We start from the raw sequence: 17,521 nt of genomic DNA on the forward strand, positions 1-17,521 counted from the left end.
CGGGCGCGGTGCGGTGCGCTCTGCGCTACCAGCTCACCGCGATGTACTGCGACTCCATGTACTCGAGCAGTCCCTCGGCGCCGCCCTCGCGGCCGATCCCGGACTCCTTCATCCCGCCGAACGGCGCAGCGGGGTCGGAGACGAGCCCACGGTTGAGCCCGACCATCCCCGACTCGATCCGCTCGCTGACCCGGAGTCCCCGGCCGATGTCCTGCGTGTAGACGTACGACACGAGTCCGTACGGCGTGCCGTTCGCCAGGCGGACGGCGTCGTCGTCGGTCCGGAACGTCACGATCGGCGCCACGGGTCCGAAGATCTCCTCCTGCAGGATCCGGGCGTGCTCGGGCACGTCACCGAGCACCGTCGCCGGGTAGAACCACCCGGCGCCGTCCGGCGTGCTGCCCCCGGTGAGCACGGTCGCCCCGTCGGCCTTCGCACCGTCCACGAGCGCCGCGATGTCGTCGCGGGCCCTCTCGTTCACCATCGGGCCGAGCTGCACCTCGGGGTCGAGACCGTCCCCGGTGCGGAGTGCCCCCATCGCCTCGGCGAGTCGACGGGAGAACTCAGGCGCGATGCCCTCCTGCACGTAGAACCGGTTCGCGGCGGTGCACGCCTCGCCCCCGTTCCGCATCTTGGCGATCATCGCTCCGGCGACCGCCGACTCGAGATCGGCGTCGTCGAACACCACGAAGGGCGCGTTGCCGCCGAGCTCCATCGACGTGCTCACGACCGACTCGGCCGCGAGCTGCATGAGCGTGACGCCGACCTCGGTGGACCCGGTGAAGGACAGCTTCCGGGCACGGGGGTCACGCACCATCTGCTCGACGACGGCACCGGAGGACCGGCTCGGCAACACGTTGAGGACGCCGGCCGGCAGCCCTGCCTCGTCGAACAGCTTCCCGATCGCGAGCGCCGTGAGCGGGGTGTCGCTGGCCGGCTTCAACACGGCGGTGCACCCGGCGGCGAGCGCCGGACCGATCTTCCGGGTCGCCATCGCGGCGGGGAAGTTCCACGGCGTCACCAGGATCGCGATCCCGATCGGGCGGTGCTCGACGAGGATCTTGTTCGCACCGCCAGGGGCCGTCTGGAGCGTGCCGGGGATCCGGACCGCTTCCTCGGCGTACCAGCGGAGGAACTCGGCCGCGTACAGGACCTCGCCGCGTGCGTCCGCGAACACCTTGCCGTTCTCCGCCGTGATGAGCCGCGCGAACCAGTCGGCCCGTTCGATCATCAGGTCGTACGCGCGGGAGAGTACTTCTGAACGCTTCCGCGGTGGTGTCGCCGCCCAGTCAGCCGCGGCGTCCGCGGCCGCGTCGACCGCGGCCTGCGCGTCCGCGCGCGTCCCGCTGGACACCGTGGCGAGCACACTGCCGTCGACCGGGTCGTGCACGTCGAAGGTGGCGCCGTCGCTCGCGGCGCGTTCCGTGCCACCGATCAGGAGGCCCGTGGGGACCCCGGCGGTGATGGTCGCGGACACGTCGGTCCGGTCACGGGCATCGGCCACGTCGGTCATGAGTGCTCCAGTTCGCGGACTCGGGGTGCGGACTGCGTCAGGTAGAGCCGCTGCTCGCGCTTGTGCTCCTCGTAGGTCGCACGGGCGTCCCGGGTGCTGTCCAGGGTCGAGACCTCGGCGACCGGGACGTCCCACCACGCACCGGAGCCGCCGAAGCGCCCCTGTGCGTCCACACGGACGTAGACGACGCTCGTGCCGTCGTGCGCGCGCGCCTGGTCGAGGGCCGACCGGAAGGTGTCGGCGGTGTCGGCCGAGAACACCTCGGCGCCGTAGCTCGCCGCGTTCTGCACGAAGTCGACCTCGAGCCGACGCCCGTCGTGTCGGAGCGCTTCGCCGCGTTCGTTGAACCGGGTACCGAACGTCTGCGACCCGAGCGTCTCGGACAGCGCCGCGATCGAGCCGTACCCGAAGTTGTCGACGATGACGATCGTCATCTGCAGGTGCTCCTGCACCGCGGTCATGATCTCCTGCGACATCATCAGGTAGGAGCCGTCGCCCACGAGCACGTGGACGCGGCGGTCCGGGGCGGCGAGCTGCGCGCCCACGCCTCCGGCGACCTCGTAGCCCATGCACGAGTTGCCGTACTCGATGTCGTAGCCCTTGGGGGTACCGGCGCGCCACAGGCGGTGCAGGTCCCCGGGCATCGAGCCGGCGGCGTTGATGACGACGTCCTCGGTGTGCGCCGATGCGTTGAGGAGTCCGAGCATCTCGGCCTGGGACAGCGTGGCGCTCTCCTGGACCTCGACGATGCGGTCGACCTCGGTGCGCCAGTCGGCTGCCGCACGCTCGTTCGCGGCGACGACCTCGGCGTCGAGCCGGAACCCGTCGAGTGCCGCGCGGAGCTCGGCCAGGGTCTCGCGGGCGTCGCCGACGAGCGGGATCCCGGACTCCTTGAACGCGTCGACCTCGGCCACGTTGATGTTGACGAACGCCACGTCGGGGTTCGTGAACATCGTGTTCGACGCCGTCGTGAAGTCGGTGTAGCGCGTGCCGATGCCGATCACGACGTCGGCGTCGTTCGCGATGCCGTTGGCGTACGCCGAGCCCGAGGACCCGAGGGCGCCCAATGCGAGCGCGTGGTCCCACGGCATGCCGGCCTTGCCCGCCTGGGTGACCCCGACGCCGATGCCGGTCGACTCGGCGAAGCGCACGAGTTCCTCGGTGGCGTCCGAGTACACGACACCACCACCGGCGATCACGACGGCGTTCCGTGCCGACTTGATGAGCTCGGCGGCGCGCTGGATGGCGGCACGGTCCGGGCGGTTGCGGGCGACGTGCCAGACGCGGCGGGAGAACAGCGCCTCGGGGAAGTCGTACGCCTCGGCCTGCACGTCCTGCGGCACCGCGATGGTGACGGCTCCGGTGTCGGCCGGGCTGGTGAGGACGCGCATCGCCTCGAGGAGCGCCGACGCGAGCTGTTCGGGACGGCTGATCCGGTCGAAGTACCGCGAGACCGCGCGGAACGAGTCGTTGGCGGTGACGTCCATCGCGTACGGGTGCTCCTGCTGCTGCAGGACCGCACCCGTGGACCGGGTGGCGAAGGCATCCGAGGGGAACAGGAGGACGGGGATGTGGTTCACCGTCGCCGTGCCGGCGCCCGTGACCATGTTGGTCGCGCCCGGGCCGATGGAGGTCGACACGGCGAGCGCGCCGAGTCGGTTCTTCATCTTGGCGAAGCCCGTCGCGATGTGGACCATGCCCTGCTCGTTGCGGCCCTGGTAGTACGGGAACTCGTCCTGGTACTGCAGGAGCGCCTGGCCGAGGCCGGCGACGTTGCCGTGGCCGAAGATGCCGAAGGCACCGCCGAAGAACGGACTCGTCACCCCGTCACGTTCGACGTGCTGGGCCTGCATGAACTCGACGATCGCCTGGCCCACCGTGAGGCGGCGGGTCGGCTGAGGGTGTTGCACCATTGCGAACTTCCTTCTTCGGGGTGGGTCAGGGGCGGACGGGGACGAACGGCACGCGGGGGTCGGTGCCGAGGTCGTCCCACTTGGCCCGGGCGGGGGCGAGTGCCGGGTCCTCGGCGGCCTGGAGGGTGCGCTTCGGCGCCGGTCCCGCCAGGACGTTGAGGTAGTAGAGGTCCTGGTCGTGGGCCGCGACGGTGGTGTGGTACCCCCACGGGATCAGGCAGATGTCGCCGTCGCGGACCGGGACGTCCAGGTCGAAGTCGCGCTCCGGGCTGTACACGCGCTGCAGCGCCCACCCGTTCTCCGGGTCGCGGAGGCGGTAGTAGTAGACCTCTTCCAGCTGCGCCTCGCCGTCGATGTCGTGCTCGTGCTTGTGCGGCGGGAAGCTCGACCAGTTGCCACCGGGGGTCCACACCTCGACGATGTGCAGCCGGTCGGCCGGGAAGTCGGGCGACATCGGCGTCGAGACCTGCCGGGTGGCGTTCCCGGCACCGCGGGTGGCGGAGCCGACCTCGTCCGGCGTGACGAGGACGACCTCGTGCCGTTCGGTGGCCGGTGACGACGCGATCGCGAGCTCGGCGCCCGGTGTCGCCGTGATGGTCACGGCGGTGTCGCGCGGGACCGACAGGGTGTGCCCGAGCCCGTCGAACACGGTGTCGCGCCCACCGAGGCGGTACTCCGTGCCGTCGGCGGTGACGACCAGATCGCCGTGCAGGTTGACGAACGCCCGCTCGTTGCCGTCGGCCGGGAGCTCGACGGTCTCGCCGTCGCCGAAGGTCTTCACCTGGAAGGTGACGAACTCCCATCCGGCGATCTCCGGGGTGATGACGTCCCATTCACCGTGCTTGAGCACCTGCGGGTCGACCATGTTCTGATCCTCTCTGCGTCGTTGCGTTCGGACGGGATGAGCATACCGCTCTTCTCACTGAATGGACGAATCGTCCGCGAGACGAATGCATCGAAGTGTCGTTTCGCGGGCTGCGTCCAGCGCGTCGCCGAGCGACTTCGCGCGGTGCTCGGTCGAGAGCATCTCGACCCCCCACGGTCCGGACCAGCCGACCTCGGCCATCGTGCGGAGGAACCCGACGACGTCCTGCGCGCCCTCGCCGGGGTAGCGGCGGTTGTCGCGGGTGTCCTCGAAGAGCGTCCGCCCGGGCTGCGGCTGTGCGTCGGCGTCGTTCACCTCGACCCCGAACACGGTGACCGGGTCGAGGGTGCGGGCCAGTTCCTCGAGCGAGGTCCCGGCGCGGAACACGTGCCACGAGTCCACCACCAGACCGGCGTGCGAGTGGTCCACGGCCGCGACGAACTCAGACCCCTGGGGCATCGACGAGATCCCGGCGAACGGCAGCGGTTCGAGCGCCAGTCGTGTCCCGACCGCCGCGGCCTCGTCGGCCAGACGTCGGAACGGTCCGGTGAACGGCTCGAACGAGTCCACCGTCGGGGCCGGCGGCGGGGCGATCTTCACCATCGGACTGTCGAACGCCCGGGCGGCGTCGCGGAGCAGGTCCCAGCGGGCTCGCCACGGCACTTCCTCGGGATCACGCCACCAGTCCTTGACGAGCTCGACCTCGAGGTGCCGGATGCCGACCGCGTCGGCGTGCGACCGCAGCGCCTCGAAGCCGATCGTGTCCCGGACGACCTCGAGGTCGTCGACGACGAACCCGAGCCCGACGAAGCCGGCCTCGGCCGCGGCGCTCACCCGGTCCTTCGCCGAGAACGGACTCCGCTCCGACGGGCCGTCGGGGACGGCGGTGCCGGCGGTGGTCCAGCAGGTGGCGACGAGGTCGCGGCCGAGGGTGCTCACCGGGACAGGTCCACGGCGACCGACTCGCCGGTCCGCGCCGAACGGTCCGCGGCGTCGGCGAGCACGAGCGCCGCACGCCCGTCCTCGAACCCCGGGCTGCGCGACGGCTCGCCACGGACGGCCTTGAGGAACTCGACGACCTCGAGGCGGTACGCCTCGGCGTACCGCTGCAGGAAGAAGTTCTGGTACGGCTCGAGGGACTCGACGGCCCCGGCTCCCCAGTGCCGGACGAGCGTGTCGGTCTGGTTGCCGACCTGCAGCAGCCCCTCGGACCCGAAGACCTCGAAGCGCTGGTCGTACCCGTACGCCGCGTGCCGCGAGTTCGTGATGTTGACGAGTTCGTCGTTCGCACCCCGGAGCGTCACGACCGCGGAGTCGTAGTCGCCGAGCTCCCGGGCCGTCGCGCTGAAGGTGTTCGCCCCGCGCGCGGTGACCTCGACGATGTCCGGCACGAAGAACCGCGCCATGTCCAGGTCGTGGATGGTCATGTCCCGGAAGATCCCGCCCGACGACGCCAGGTAGGCCGCCGGGGGCTCCCCCGGGTCGCGGCTCGTGATGAGGACCTGCTCGAGCGTGCCGATGTCGCCCGCGCGGACGCGCCGCTGGAGCTCGGCGAAGTGCCGGTCGAACCGCCGGTTGAACCCGAGGACGATCGGCACGGTCGCCGCCGCGGCCTTCGCCCGGAGCCCGTCCACCCGGGCGAGGTCGAGGTCGATCGGCTTCTCGCAGAGGACCGGGACGCCCGCGTCGATCGCGGCGTCGATGAGGTCGACGTGCGTCGGGGTGGGCGCCGCGATGATCACGGCGTCGACCCCACCCGACGCGAAGACCTCGGCGGGGTCCGTGCTCACGCGACCGCCGTACTCGGCAGCCGTGCGCTCGGCGCCCTCGACGAAGGGGTCGCAGACCCACGCGAGCTCCGCGTCGTCGATGGCGGCCACGCTCATCGCGTGGACCTGTCCGATGCGCCCGGTGCCGAAGAGGCCGATCCGGATCTGTTGCGTCATTGCAATCTCCAGTGTGTGGTGTGTGACGAGTGGTGCGTGGTGGTGCTGGATCAGGTCGTCGCGGGGAACTCGACCGCACGGGGTCGGACCGGTCGGCCACCGCTCCGGAACGACTCCCGGGCGGCCTCGGCGAGCGACGTCGCGACGAGCCCGGACGCCGGCGGCGTGAGGCTCTCCGCCTCGCCGCGCACCATCCGGACGAAGTGCGCGACCTCCTCCTCGAAGGCCGGGACGAACCGGTCGCCGAACGTGTCGTACGGGTGTGCCGGGGCGGTGCCGTCCGGCTCGGTCGAGGTGATCGGGGTGCGCGGCCCGTACCCGGCGCCGAAGGCCCCCTTCGTCCCGGTGACCTCGAGCCGGACGTCCTGCCCGGCATCGCTGCGCCGGAGCGCGCCGATGCTGCCGACCGCGCCGGACGCGAAGCGCAGCGTCACCATCGCGGTGTCCGTGTCGTCGTGCTCCCCGTACACCGGTTCGTCGAGGACCGATCCGATCATGGACAGTTCGACCACCGGGTCGCCGACGACCCACGGGATGCTGTCGAAGTCGTGGATGAGCAGGTCGAGCCACATCCCGTGCGACTGCGGGATGTAGTCGATCGGCAGTGCGTAGTGGTCGTTCTCGGTCGCCTGCACGAGTCGGAGCGTGCCGACGTCCCCGTCGACGACGTGTCGGCGGAGCCGCTGGTAGCCCGGGTCGTAGCGGCGGTGGAACGCCACCATGATCGGCGATCCCGTCCGGTCGAGATCGCTCGACAGAGCCGCGAGCTCGTCGACGCCGAGTGCCAACGGCTTCTCGATGAGCAGTGGCGTGCGGGACTCGGCGACCACCCGTGCGAGGTCGGCGTGGGTGTCGGTGGCCGAGGCGACGAGCACGCCGTCGAGACGAGGCAGGACGTCGGCGAGCGGTTCGACGGTGCTCGTGACGGCGGCCCACCCGGTGGCGTCCGTGCCCTCGGCCGAGCGCTGGGCCTCGAGCCGTTCGGCGACCGATGCCGTGCGTCCGGCGTCGCGGCCGATGAGCACGACCTCGTCGACCCCGGCCGCGCGCGCGGCGTTCCGCGCGTGCATCGTGCCGATGCGGCCGAGTCCGGCGACGCCGATCCTCATCGCGCGGCCCCGGACCGGGAGGACTCGAGTTCCGCGACGAGCGCGCGCACGAACTCGACGCTCGCGCGGGCGTCCTCGATCGGACCGGTCCCGTCGGCCGGTTCCTCGAGCACGACCTTGTCCTGCTCCAGCACGATCCAGCCGTCGAACCCGGCGTCGACCAGGCTCTGCAGGATCGCGCGGATGTCGACGTCGCCCTGTCCGACGGGACGGTAGAGCACGTCGGCCTTGATCGCGTCGAAGTAGCTGATCTCGCCGTCCGCGACACGGCGCATGCCGTCGAGCGAGACGTCCTTCAGGTGCATGTACGCGATGCGGTCCGAGTGCTCGGCGGCGAACTGCACGGGGTCGGTGCCGCCGAGGAACAGGTGGCCGGTGTCGAAGCAGAACGGGATCGTCGATCCCCGGAGCACCGCGTCGACGTCGTCCTTGGTCTCGACGACGGTCCCGACGTGCGGGTGCAGGGTCGCCGTGACCCCGACGGCCGCCGCGGCCGCGGTGATGCGGTCGAGGTTCGTGAAGAGCGTCGACCACTGCTCGTCGGTGAGCGGCTCGCGCTGGGCGTCGTACCCGGTCTGCTCGCTGTCGGCGCAGACCACGAGCACGGTCGCACCCGAGGCCGCGTAGTCACGCAGCTCCTGCTCGATGCGGGGCAGCGGGTCGATCCCGGGCTGGTGCGCGATGACCGGCACGAAGCTGCCGATCGCGGTCATGCCGAACTCGGCGAGGCGTGCCGCCTTGTCCTCCGGTGCCGGCGGCAGGAACCCCTGTGCACCGAGCTCGGTGGCCTCGAACCCGAGGGACCGCATCTCGGCGAGGACCCGCTCGGGCGGCAGCTGGACACCCCAGCCGTCGACCTCGCTGACGCCCCAGGAGATCGGTGCGGTGGCGATGCGGAGGCTCATACGCGGGCTCCTTCGGTGGCGCGGACGTTCGCGGTCGTACCGGGCTCGGCCGGCAGGTCGACCCACTGGCCGGAGGCGGCGGACTGCTCGGCGGCGCTGAGCACCCGCGCCGAGGTCACGGCGTCGTGGATGTTGGAACCGGTCGCCTCGCCACCGGTCGCGGCGGTGAGGAACTTCGCGGCCTCGATGACCTTGAGGTCGTCGTAGCCCATGCTCGTGCCGGAGCTCGGCTGGAAGCGCGAGTAGTCGGGGAAGTACCCGTCCGCGAAGGCGCGGGTGTACCCGACGTGCTGCCCGGTGCGGGCGAGGGCGACCTCGAGTTCGTTGAGGCGCTCGAAGTCCCAGCGGAGCGAGCCCTCGGTGCCGAAGATCTCGAACGCGTACTCGGACCGGGGACCGACCGCGATGCGGGACGCCTCGAGGTTGCCGATCGCACCGGCACCGACCGCCGACTCGTCGAACCGGACGAGCATGGTCGCGTAGTCCTCGTTCTCGACGGGGAGCAACTTGCCCTCGTCCGGCGTGCCCGGCAGACCCGGTCGCTCGGTGAGGTAGGTGCCGGTCGCCGCGGAGATCGAGCCGATCGGGCCGAGGACGTAGTGCATGAGGTCGACCAGGTGCCCCATCAGGTCGCCGAGGACACCGCTGCCCGAGGTCGCGCGGACGAAGCGCCAGGTCAGGGGGTCCTGCGGGTTCGACGAGAACCCGCCGAAGAACCGACCGCGGACGTTCGTGATCCGGCCGAGTGCGCCGTCGAGGACGAGCTGGCGCGCGTGCTGCACGGCGGGGACGTGTCGGTAGTTGAACCCGATCGTCGTCGCAACCCCGGCTGCGTCCGCTGCTGCGGCGACGGCTTCGGTCTCCTCGGCGCCGCGGCCGACCGGCTTCTCGATCCAGAAGGGCTTGCCGGCGTGGGCCGCCGCGATGCCGATCTCGGCGTGCAGCGAGTTCGGCGCGCAGATCGAGACGACGTCCACCTCGGGGTCGGCGAGGACCTCGCGGTAGTCCGAGACGACCTTCTCGTAGCCGAGGACGTCCTTCGCGTAGTCCCGACCCGCGGGCGCGACGTCCGCCGCCGCGACGAGACGGGGGCGGATGCCGAGCTCCGGGTACAGGAGCGGGAGGAGGGCGTAGGAGCGGGAGTGCAGCCGCCCCATCCAGCCGACGCTGATGAGCCCCACACCGACGGTGCGGGGAGCGCTGTTCGTGGGCGCGCTGTTCTCTGTCACAGGGGCTCCTTTGCTTCCTGGAGAGGATTTTGAACCGGTCCAAAATCTTGGACCGGTTCAATGTACGACCGCGTCCCCGATCGTGTCAACCGGCACGCGGACCGGACCGGACCGGACCTGGTCAGGTGCGATCAGGACGCGGCGGGCACCGAGGACGCCCGTACACGGAGCGTCGGTGCGACCAGGACCTCACCCGGGTCGTCGTCGGACAGCAGCACCTCGGCGGCACGGCGTCCGATCGTCGCGTTGTCGGGGTCGACCGAGGTGAGCTCGACCGCCCCGAGGGCCGCCAGGTAGGTGTTGTCGTACCCGGTCACGGCGACGTGCCCGGTCAGTCCTCGCTGTCGGACCGCAGCGGTCACGCCGATCGCCGCCAGGTCGTTGACCGCCGTGATGGCGGTCGGCGGTTCAGCGAGGTCGAGCAGTTCTCCCGCGGCCCGGAACCCCGCGGCCTCGGAGAAGTCGCTCTCGGCCACCATCGTCCCGTCCAGCCCGTGCTCCCCCATCGCCGCCGCGAACGCGCTGGCACGCCCGGACGCGACTCGGCCGCCGGCACCGCCGACGTGGCCGATCCGCCGGTGCCCGAGCCCGGTGAGGTGGTCGATGACGAGCCGCAACCCGACCTCGTCGTCGCCGCGGACGGTCGCCGCCCCGGCGAGCCGCTCCGGTCGGGCGCTGGCGATCACGATCCGGGCGGACCCCATCGCCTCGACGACCCGGTCCATGCTCGGAACCGACCCGACGACGATGAGTCCGGACGGCTGCAGGTCGCCCAGCATCGCGACGGCCTCGGCGTCGAGCTCGGGGCGCGCGGACACACCGGTGCCGCCGGGCAGGACCGCACTCGTCATCAGGCCGAGACGACCACCGGCCGACAGCGCGACCCGTGCCGCGTCGACGACCTCCGCGAACACCGGGTTGCGGGAGTCGGCGACGAGGATGCCCACGAAGTCGTCCCGCAGGCCGTTGAGGGACCGTGCGACCCGGTTCGGGCGGAACCCGAGCGCCTCGGCCGCGTCGAGGATGCGGCCGAGGCGCTGCGGACTGACGGACTCCGGCGAGCTGAACGCCAGCGACACCAGGGACTTCGAGACGCCGGCCCGTTCGGCGACGTCCCGCATGGTCGCGCGGCGCACGAGCACCCCGGATCCGTCGTCAGCCATGGACCTCATCTTGCAGCACGATCACCCACGGTCGCGCGCGGCCCGCTTGGCCTTGCCCTTGATCGTGTCGATGTAGATCGCGCCGGTCGTGACCTCCTCCTCGAGCTTCTCGAGCGACCAACCACGGGTCTCCGGCACCTGCGTGACGATGAACAGCAGCGCGATCGCCCCGATCACGGCGAACAGGAAGAACGTCCCGGTGATGCCGATGCCCTGGATGAGCGACGGCACGTACAGGGCGAGCACGCCGTTCATCAGCCAGCCGGCGAACGCGGCGATGCCGGTCCCGAGCCCGCGCATGTTCAGCGGGAAGATCTCGGCGAGCCACACCCAGACGGCGATGTTCAGGCAGGACTGCATCGACAGGACGAACGCGCAGATCAGGAACAGCAGCACGTACGGACGGATGGGGTTGCCCGCCGGGATCACGAGTGACGAGACGCCGATCAGGATGTGGCAGGTGGTGGTGAGCGTCAGGCCGAGGATGAACGTCTTGCGACGGTCGACGCGGTCCATGTTCCGGAGTGCGATGAGCCCGCCCACCACCGCGAGGATGCCGGGCGCGATGTTCGCGACGAGGGCCGCACTCGAACCGAACCCGGACTCGATGAGGATCCGCTGCCCGTAGTACATGATCGAGTTGATGCCGGTGACCTGCTGCGCGATCGCGACGCCGCAACCGATGAGCACGATGCGGATCAGCCAACGGCTGGAGAACAGGGCCTTCAGTCCGTTGAGGCGGGTCTCGTTCGGTTCCTCGGCGGTGATGCGCCGGATGTCCGCCAGCTCGGCCTCGGCACGCTCCTCGTTGCGGACGGTCTTCAGGATCTCGAGCGCGCGGTCCTCGTGCCCGTGTTCGACGAGCCACCGCGGCGACTCCGGCATCCGGAGCATCCCGAAGAACAGGCACGCGGCGGGGATCGCGCAGATGAAGAACATGACGCGCCAGACGCCGCCCTCGTCACCGAGTACGAGCCCGATGATCGCGTTGATCACGAACGCCGCGAGCTGCCCGCTGACGATGGCGAGCTCGTTCCGTCCGGTGATCATGCCGCGGATCTCGAGCGGTGCGAGTTCTGCGAGGTAGACGGGGACCACGATCGACGCGGCGCCGACCGCCAGCCCGACGGCGATGCGGCCGGCGAGCAGGATCTCGAAGTTCGGGGAGAACACGGCGAGTAGCGTGCCGCAGAAGAAGAACACGGCCATCGCGATGATCGTCGACCGGCGACCGATGCGGTCCGAGACCGGGCCGCCGATCAGGCCACCGACCGCCGCGGCGAAGACGAGCGACGAGATGACGACACCGAGACCGATGTCGTCGAGGCCGAGCTGGGACTGGATCGAGATCTCGGCGCCGTTGCTGACGCCGGTGTCGTACCCGAAGAGCAGGCCGCCGAGGCAGGCGATGACCGAGATGAACCCGATCCGCTTGCGGTGCGGTCCACTGGTCAACGGCGGCAGCTCGGTGGCTTCGCGCGCTGGGATCTGTCCGGACATCAAGACTCCTTCGTCGTGGTCAGGGCGCCCGGCCAGTTCTCACTCTCCGGACGAACTGTTCACACTGTAACAGGAGGGCCCCTCGAATCGACCTCTTGTGCACCAGGATGATTCGTTATACCGTACGCCGAACAGATGGCCCGCCAGGTGAGAATCGACGCAGTTGTCGAGTCCCGCATTCCCACCCCTGGTCGGCATCTCCACCCGAGCACCTCAGCGGAACCACTGGACAAAGGAGTCTTCCGTGAAGCGCATCTCTGCAGTCATGGGCATCACCGTCGCCGTCGCGGCGAGTGCCCTCGTCCTCGCCGGCTGTTCCTCGCAGGGAGGACGGGTCGCCTCGAGCGACGACGGCTCCTCCGGGGGGACGAGCAAGAACTCCGGCCTCACCATCGCCCTCGTCACCCACGCCGCCCCCGGAGACACCTTCTGGGACATCGTCCGCAAGGGCGCCGAGGACGCCGCGAAGAAGGACGGCGTCAAGCTCCTCTACGCCTCCGACCCCGACGGCTCGAAGCAGGCACAGCTCGTGCAGCAGTACACCGACCAGAAGGTCGACGGGATCGCCGTGTCACTCGCGAAGCCCGATGCGCTGAGGAGCGCGGTGCAGGGCGCCGAGAAGGCCGGCATCCCGGTCGTGTCGTTCAACTCCGGCAGCGACGCGTACTCGGCACTCGGGATCCTCGCGCACTTCGGACAGGACGAATCCGTCGCCGGCGAGGCCGTCGGCAACGAACTCAAGGCGCAGGGACTCTCCAAGCCGATCTGCGTCATCCAGGAGCAGGGCAACGTCGCACTCGAGGCCCGGTGCGGCGGCATCAAGAAGGTCCTGCCCGACACCGAGACCCTCTACGTGAACGGCACCGACAACAGCGCGGTGCAGTCCACCGTCACCGCGAAGCTCCAGGCGGACTCGAGCGCCGACACGATCGTGGGCCTCGGAGCGCCGTACACCGCGGTGATCCTCAAGGCGGTCAAGGCAGCCGGCAGCGACATCAAGGTCGCCTCGTTCGACCTCAACGCCGCGCTCGCGAAGAGCATCAAGGCCGGCGACGTGATCTTCACCGTCGACCAGCAGCCCTTCATGCAGGGGTACGAGTCGATCGACTCGATCGTGCTCTACAAGCAGGGCGGGTTCGTCCTCGGCGGTGGCAAGCCGACCCTGACCGGACCGGCGATCGTCGACAAGTCGAACATCGGCAAGGTGCTCAAGTACGCCGAGGACGGTCTCCGGTGACCGCCGTCGGGACCGTCCCGGCCGGGGACGAACGGCTCGCGGCGCGCAGCCCGGTCCGCAAGCTGCTCGGACGCCCCGAGGTGGGTGCCGTCGTCGGTGCCGTCGCGATGTTCGTGTTCTTCGCGGTCATCGCCCCGGTGTTCGTGCAGCCGGACTCGATCTCCACCGTGCTCTACGGATCCTCGACGATCGGGATCATGGCCGTCGGCGTCTCGCTCCTGATGATCGGCGGCGAGTTCGACCTGTCGGCCGGCGTCGGGGTGATCTCCTCGTCCCTCACCGCGAGCCTGTTCGCCTGGTACTTCTCCACGAACGTGTGGGTCGGCGTCCTCCTCGCCCTGGTGTTCTCGCTCGGCGTCGGGTTCGTGAACGGCTGGATCCTCGTCCGCACGAAGCTCCCGTCGTTCATCGTCACCCTGGCGACGTTCCTGATGCTCACCGGTCTGAACCTCGCGATCACCCGCCTGGTGTCCGGATCGGTGTCGACGCTCGACATCTCGCGCCTCGACGGGTTCGCCGTCGCGGAGCAGATGTTCGCCGCCGACGTCCCGGTGTTCGGCATCACCGTCAAGATCACCGTGTTCATCTGGATCGCCCTGGTCGCCATCGCGTCCTGGGTGCTCCTCCGGACGCGGGTCGGCAACTGGATCTTCGCGGTCGGCGGTGACGAGAACGCCGCCCGCGCGGTCGGCGTCCCCGTCACGAAGACGAAGATCGGCCTGTTCATGGGTGTCGGGTTCTGCGCCTGGATCGGCGGCATGCACAACCTCTTCGCCTTCAACGTCGTGCAGTCCGGCGAGGGCGTCGGCAACGAGTTCCTCTACATCATCGCCGCCGTCATCGGCGGGTGCCTGCTCACCGGCGGGTACGGCTCGGCGGTGGGCGGCGCGATCGGAGCGCTCATCTTCGGGATGGCGAACAAGGGCATCGTCTACGCGCAGTGGAACCCGGACTGGTTCAAGTTCTTCCTGGGCCTGATGCTCTTGCTCGCCACGATCATCAACCTCGTCGTCAAGAAGCGAGCGGAGCAGAAATGACCCCGAACACCGCGAACCCGGTGACCCAGGCCGTCGAGGTGCCGGTCACCGAGCACCCGGACGTCATCGCCGGGGCACCCCACCTCATCGCGCTCCGCGAGGTCGGCAAGCACTACGGCAACGTGATCGCGCTCTCCGGCATCACGATGGACGTCGACGCCGGACGGGTGACCTGCGTGCTCGGTGACAACGGTGCCGGGAAGTCCACGTTGATCAAGATCATCGCCGGACTCCACCAGCACGACGCCGGCACGTTCTCCATCACGGGCGAGGACCGGAAGCTCTCGTCCCCACGCGAGGCCCTCGACGCCGGCATCGCCGCGGTCTACCAGGACCTCGCCGTCGTGCCGCTCATGCCGATCTGGCGGAACTTCTTCCTCGGGTCGGAGCTGCGCGGGCCGCTCGGTGCCCTGAACGTCAAGGAGATGAAACGGATCACGAAGCAGGAGCTGCTCGACATGGGCATCGACCTGCGGGACGTCGACCAGCCGATCGGCACCCTGTCCGGCGGTGAGAAGCAGTGCGTCGCGATCGCCCGCGCGGTGTACTTCGGCGCGAAGGCGCTCATCCTCGACGAGCCGACCGCCGCGCTGGGCGTGAAGCAGTCGGGCGTCGTCCTGAAGTACATCCTGCGCGCACGGGACCGCGGGCTCGGGGTGATCTTCATCACCCACAACCCGCACCACGCCTACCCCGTGGGCGACCGCTTCCTGCTGCTCCGTCGTGGCAAGAGCATCGGGTACTTCGAGAAGACGGACGTCACCCTGCCCGAGCTCACCGGGATGATGGCCGGCGGCGCCGAGCTCGAGGAACTCGCGCACGAACTCGAACAGGTCGGCGGGCAGGCCGACCGCATCGAGGAGATCCGTGCGGCCGAGGTCGTCCCCGGCGCGTAGGCGCACCGAACACGAACGCCGTCCGGCTGGTGCCGGGCGGCGTTCGTGCGTCGTACCCGGCAGATCCGCAGCACCCGGCAGACTCGTCGCATGCGCGTCGTGACCTGGACCCTGGAGAGCCGCACCCCGCCCACCGCACCGCCTCGGCCGGTGCCGGACGGCGTCCGCCTCGACCACCCGACCGCGGTGGACCCCGAGTACGCCCGGTTCCTCTACGGCTACGTGGGCGGTCCGTGGCGGTGGACCGATCGGCTCGGGTGGACGCGCGAGCAGTGGGAGGACGAGCTCGCCGTCCCCGGCACGTCGTTCTGGATCCCCACGGCCGACGGTGTGCCGCTCGGCTACGTGCAGCTGCAACCGCTCGTCCAGGAGGACGGCACCCACGTCGAGATCCGGTACTTCGGCCTCGCCGCTCCCGGGCTCGGCCGGGGCCTCGGCGGCCCGCTGCTCGAGCACGCGATCACGAACGCCTGGGCGATCCCGGGCACCGTGCGCGTCTGGGTGCACACGTGCAGCCTGGACGGACCGGCTGCGCGCCCGAACTACGAGGCCCGGGGTCTCGCGCTCTGCCGCACCGAGACCACCGACGAGGACGTCCCCGACGCGCCGCTCGGCGCGTGGGTCTCGACGGGTGGCCCGGCGGAACCGGCGTCCGTCAGCCGGCCGACGTCCTGAGACGGTCCGGACACCGGACTGGAGGCACGTGGCGGCGCCGCCACGTGCCTCCAGTCCGGTCTCCTGGCCCGGTCCACTGCGTCAGTCCGTCGCGTCCTGCATCTCCTGCTCGATGTCGGTGAGGGACTTGCCACCGGTCTCCGGTACCGCCCGCCGGACGAACACCACGCCGAGGACGCCGATCGCCGCGAAGGCGATGAACGTCCACGATCCCCCGATGGCGTGCACCACGGGCAGGAACGCGAGCGAGACCGCCCAGTTCGCCAGCCACAGGAACACGCCCGCGACGCCCATCCCGACGCCGCGGACGGCAGACGGCACGAGCTCCGAGATGATGAGCCAGGTCGTCGTCGCGACGGCGGACTGCTGGAACGCGAGGAACAGCACCATCACGCCGAGCACCAGGTAGCTGAAGCCCGGGCCGAGGTCGGTGAGCGGGTACGTGCAGCCGAGCGCGACGAGCGAGACGATCCCGCCGAGCGAGCCCCCGATGAGGAGCTTCTTCCGTGGGATCCGGTCGACGAGCCGCAGCCCGACGATCGTGGCGACGACGCTGATGACGCCGATCGCGATCGTCGCGACCACCGCGGTCGACGACGGCAGGCCGGTGTCGACGAGGAGCGTCGGGGCGAAGTAGATGACCGTGTTCACGCCAGTCGCCTGCTGCAGCACGGCGACGCCGATCGCGATGATCACGGAGCGTCGGATCCACGGCTCGCGGAAGCCGCGCCAGCCCTGGTTCTCCGACGACTGCGACTGCTGCGCCTGGCCGATCGACCGCAGCTCGCGGTGCGCCTCGCGCTCCGGGTACGCGCGGCGGAGCACCTGCAGGGCGTCGTCCGGTCGGTCCCGCATCCGGTACCAGGTCGGGGTGTCCGGCAGTAGGAACATCCCGACGACCAGGACCACGGCGGGTACCGCGGCGAGGCCGAGCATCCACCGCCACGCGCCGTACTGCGCGAGCCAGGCGTTCACGAGGTACGCGAGCAGCTGCCCCGTCACAATCATGAGCGAGTTGAGGGACACCAGGCGACCGCGGATGTCGGCCGGTGCCATCTCCGCGATGTACAGCGGCACGATGATCGAGGACACCCCGACCGCCAGGCCGAGCACCACTCGGCTCACCAGCAGGACGGCGTAGTCCGGGGCGAATGCGCACCCGATCGTGGCGACGACGAACACCACGCCCGCGAGGACGAGCGCGAGCCGCCGCCCGATCCGGTCGGCCACCCGTCCGCCCGCGAACGCACCGACCGCGGCGCCGACGAGCAGCACGCTCGTGACCATGCCCTCCTCGAAGACGCTGAGGGCGAAGTCCGATGACACGTAGAGGAGTGCGCCGGAGATGACCCCGGTGTCGTAGCCGAAGAGCGCTCCCCCGACGGCGGCGACGGCGGCCACGACGCGGACGAAGCGCTTCCGGGCACGGGCGTCCGGCGGCAGGACGGGGATCGCGGTGGTCTCGATGCCGACGGCGTAGGCGCTGCGGTCCTCGGGCGTGCGGGTCCGCGGGCGTGGGGCGGGCGAGGGCAT

General features: G+C 70.4%; 15 protein-coding genes. 4 read left to right on the forward strand and 11 right to left on the reverse strand.

Annotation, left to right across the window (positions count from 1 at the left end; genetic code table 11):
- Positions 1-25: 25 nt before the first annotated feature.
- From FS532_RS14595 to FS532_RS14640, 10 genes are all read right to left on the reverse strand, one after another.
- Positions 26-1,513: an NAD-dependent succinate-semialdehyde dehydrogenase gene (locus FS532_RS14595; RefSeq protein WP_144755859.1), complete on the reverse strand. Its 1,488-nt coding sequence runs from the start codon at positions 1,511-1,513 to the stop codon at positions 26-28.
- Positions 1,510-3,426, reverse strand: coding sequence for a 3D-(3,5/4)-trihydroxycyclohexane-1,2-dione acylhydrolase (decyclizing) (gene iolD, locus FS532_RS14600; protein ID WP_144755862.1), 1,917 nt, complete (start codon positions 3,424-3,426; stop codon positions 1,510-1,512). Before iolD ends, FS532_RS14595 begins: the two co-directional genes overlap by 4 nt.
- Before the next feature lie 25 nt (positions 3,427-3,451).
- Positions 3,452-4,291: a 5-deoxy-glucuronate isomerase gene (gene iolB / locus FS532_RS14605; RefSeq protein ID WP_144755865.1), complete on the reverse strand. Its 840-nt coding sequence runs from the start codon at positions 4,289-4,291 to the stop codon at positions 3,452-3,454.
- 54 nt (positions 4,292-4,345) lie between these two features.
- Positions 4,346-5,230, reverse strand: a complete 885-nt coding sequence (locus tag FS532_RS14610) for a sugar phosphate isomerase/epimerase family protein (protein WP_144755868.1) — start codon at positions 5,228-5,230, stop codon at positions 4,346-4,348.
- A complete protein-coding gene (gene iolG / locus FS532_RS14615; protein WP_144755871.1) occupies positions 5,227-6,237 on the reverse strand; it encodes an inositol 2-dehydrogenase in 1,011 nt (336 codons plus the stop codon). Before iolG ends, FS532_RS14610 begins: the two co-directional genes overlap by 4 nt.
- 50 nt (positions 6,238-6,287) lie before the next feature.
- Complete coding sequence (locus tag FS532_RS14620) at positions 6,288-7,346, reverse strand: Gfo/Idh/MocA family protein (RefSeq protein ID WP_144755874.1); 1,059 nt, start codon at positions 7,344-7,346, stop codon at positions 6,288-6,290.
- Positions 7,343-8,251, reverse strand: a complete 909-nt coding sequence (locus tag FS532_RS14625; protein WP_144755877.1) for a sugar phosphate isomerase/epimerase family protein — start codon at positions 8,249-8,251, stop codon at positions 7,343-7,345. The genes FS532_RS14620 and FS532_RS14625 overlap by 4 nt, the downstream gene beginning before the upstream one ends.
- The gene (locus FS532_RS14630; protein WP_260852752.1) at positions 8,248-9,480 is read right to left on the reverse strand and encodes a Gfo/Idh/MocA family protein; all 1,233 of its coding nucleotides are present in this window, start codon (positions 9,478-9,480) and stop codon (positions 8,248-8,250) included. Before FS532_RS14630 ends, FS532_RS14625 begins: the two co-directional genes overlap by 4 nt.
- A 131-nt stretch (positions 9,481-9,611) precedes the next feature.
- On the reverse strand, positions 9,612-10,643 hold the full coding sequence (locus FS532_RS14635; RefSeq protein ID WP_186322058.1) for a LacI family DNA-binding transcriptional regulator: 1,032 nt from the start codon (positions 10,641-10,643) through the stop codon (positions 9,612-9,614).
- Between the two features lie 21 nt (positions 10,644-10,664).
- Positions 10,665-12,143, reverse strand: a complete 1,479-nt coding sequence (locus tag FS532_RS14640) for a sugar porter family MFS transporter (RefSeq protein ID WP_144755883.1) — start codon at positions 12,141-12,143, stop codon at positions 10,665-10,667.
- A 244-nt stretch (positions 12,144-12,387) separates the two neighbouring features.
- Between FS532_RS14640 and FS532_RS14645 the strand changes: the two genes are divergently transcribed.
- From FS532_RS14645 to FS532_RS14660, 4 genes are all read left to right on the forward strand, one after another.
- Positions 12,388-13,380, forward strand: a complete 993-nt coding sequence (locus FS532_RS14645) for a substrate-binding domain-containing protein (protein WP_260852753.1) — start codon at positions 12,388-12,390, stop codon at positions 13,378-13,380.
- Positions 13,377-14,417: an ABC transporter permease gene (locus tag FS532_RS14650; protein WP_144755886.1), complete on the forward strand. Its 1,041-nt coding sequence runs from the start codon at positions 13,377-13,379 to the stop codon at positions 14,415-14,417. The genes FS532_RS14645 and FS532_RS14650 overlap by 4 nt, the downstream gene beginning before the upstream one ends.
- Positions 14,414-15,313 carry an ATP-binding cassette domain-containing protein gene (locus tag FS532_RS14655; protein ID WP_144755889.1) on the forward strand — a complete coding sequence of 300 codons (900 nt, stop codon included), beginning with the start codon at positions 14,414-14,416 and terminating at the stop codon, positions 15,311-15,313. Before FS532_RS14650 ends, FS532_RS14655 begins: the two co-directional genes overlap by 4 nt.
- 90 nt (positions 15,314-15,403) lie before the next feature.
- Entirely contained in the window at positions 15,404-15,988 is a 585-nt protein-coding gene (locus tag FS532_RS14660) for a GNAT family N-acetyltransferase (protein ID WP_144755892.1), read from the forward strand.
- A gap of 81 nt (positions 15,989-16,069) precedes the next feature.
- On the opposite strand, the gene FS532_RS14665 is transcribed toward FS532_RS14660, so the two are convergent.
- Entirely contained in the window at positions 16,070-17,521 is a 1,452-nt protein-coding gene (locus tag FS532_RS14665) for a sugar porter family MFS transporter (RefSeq protein ID WP_144755895.1), read from the reverse strand.

Source organism: Curtobacterium pusillum, from assembly GCF_007673235.1.
Lineage (GTDB): Bacteria > Actinomycetota > Actinomycetes > Actinomycetales > Microbacteriaceae > Curtobacterium > Curtobacterium pusillum_C.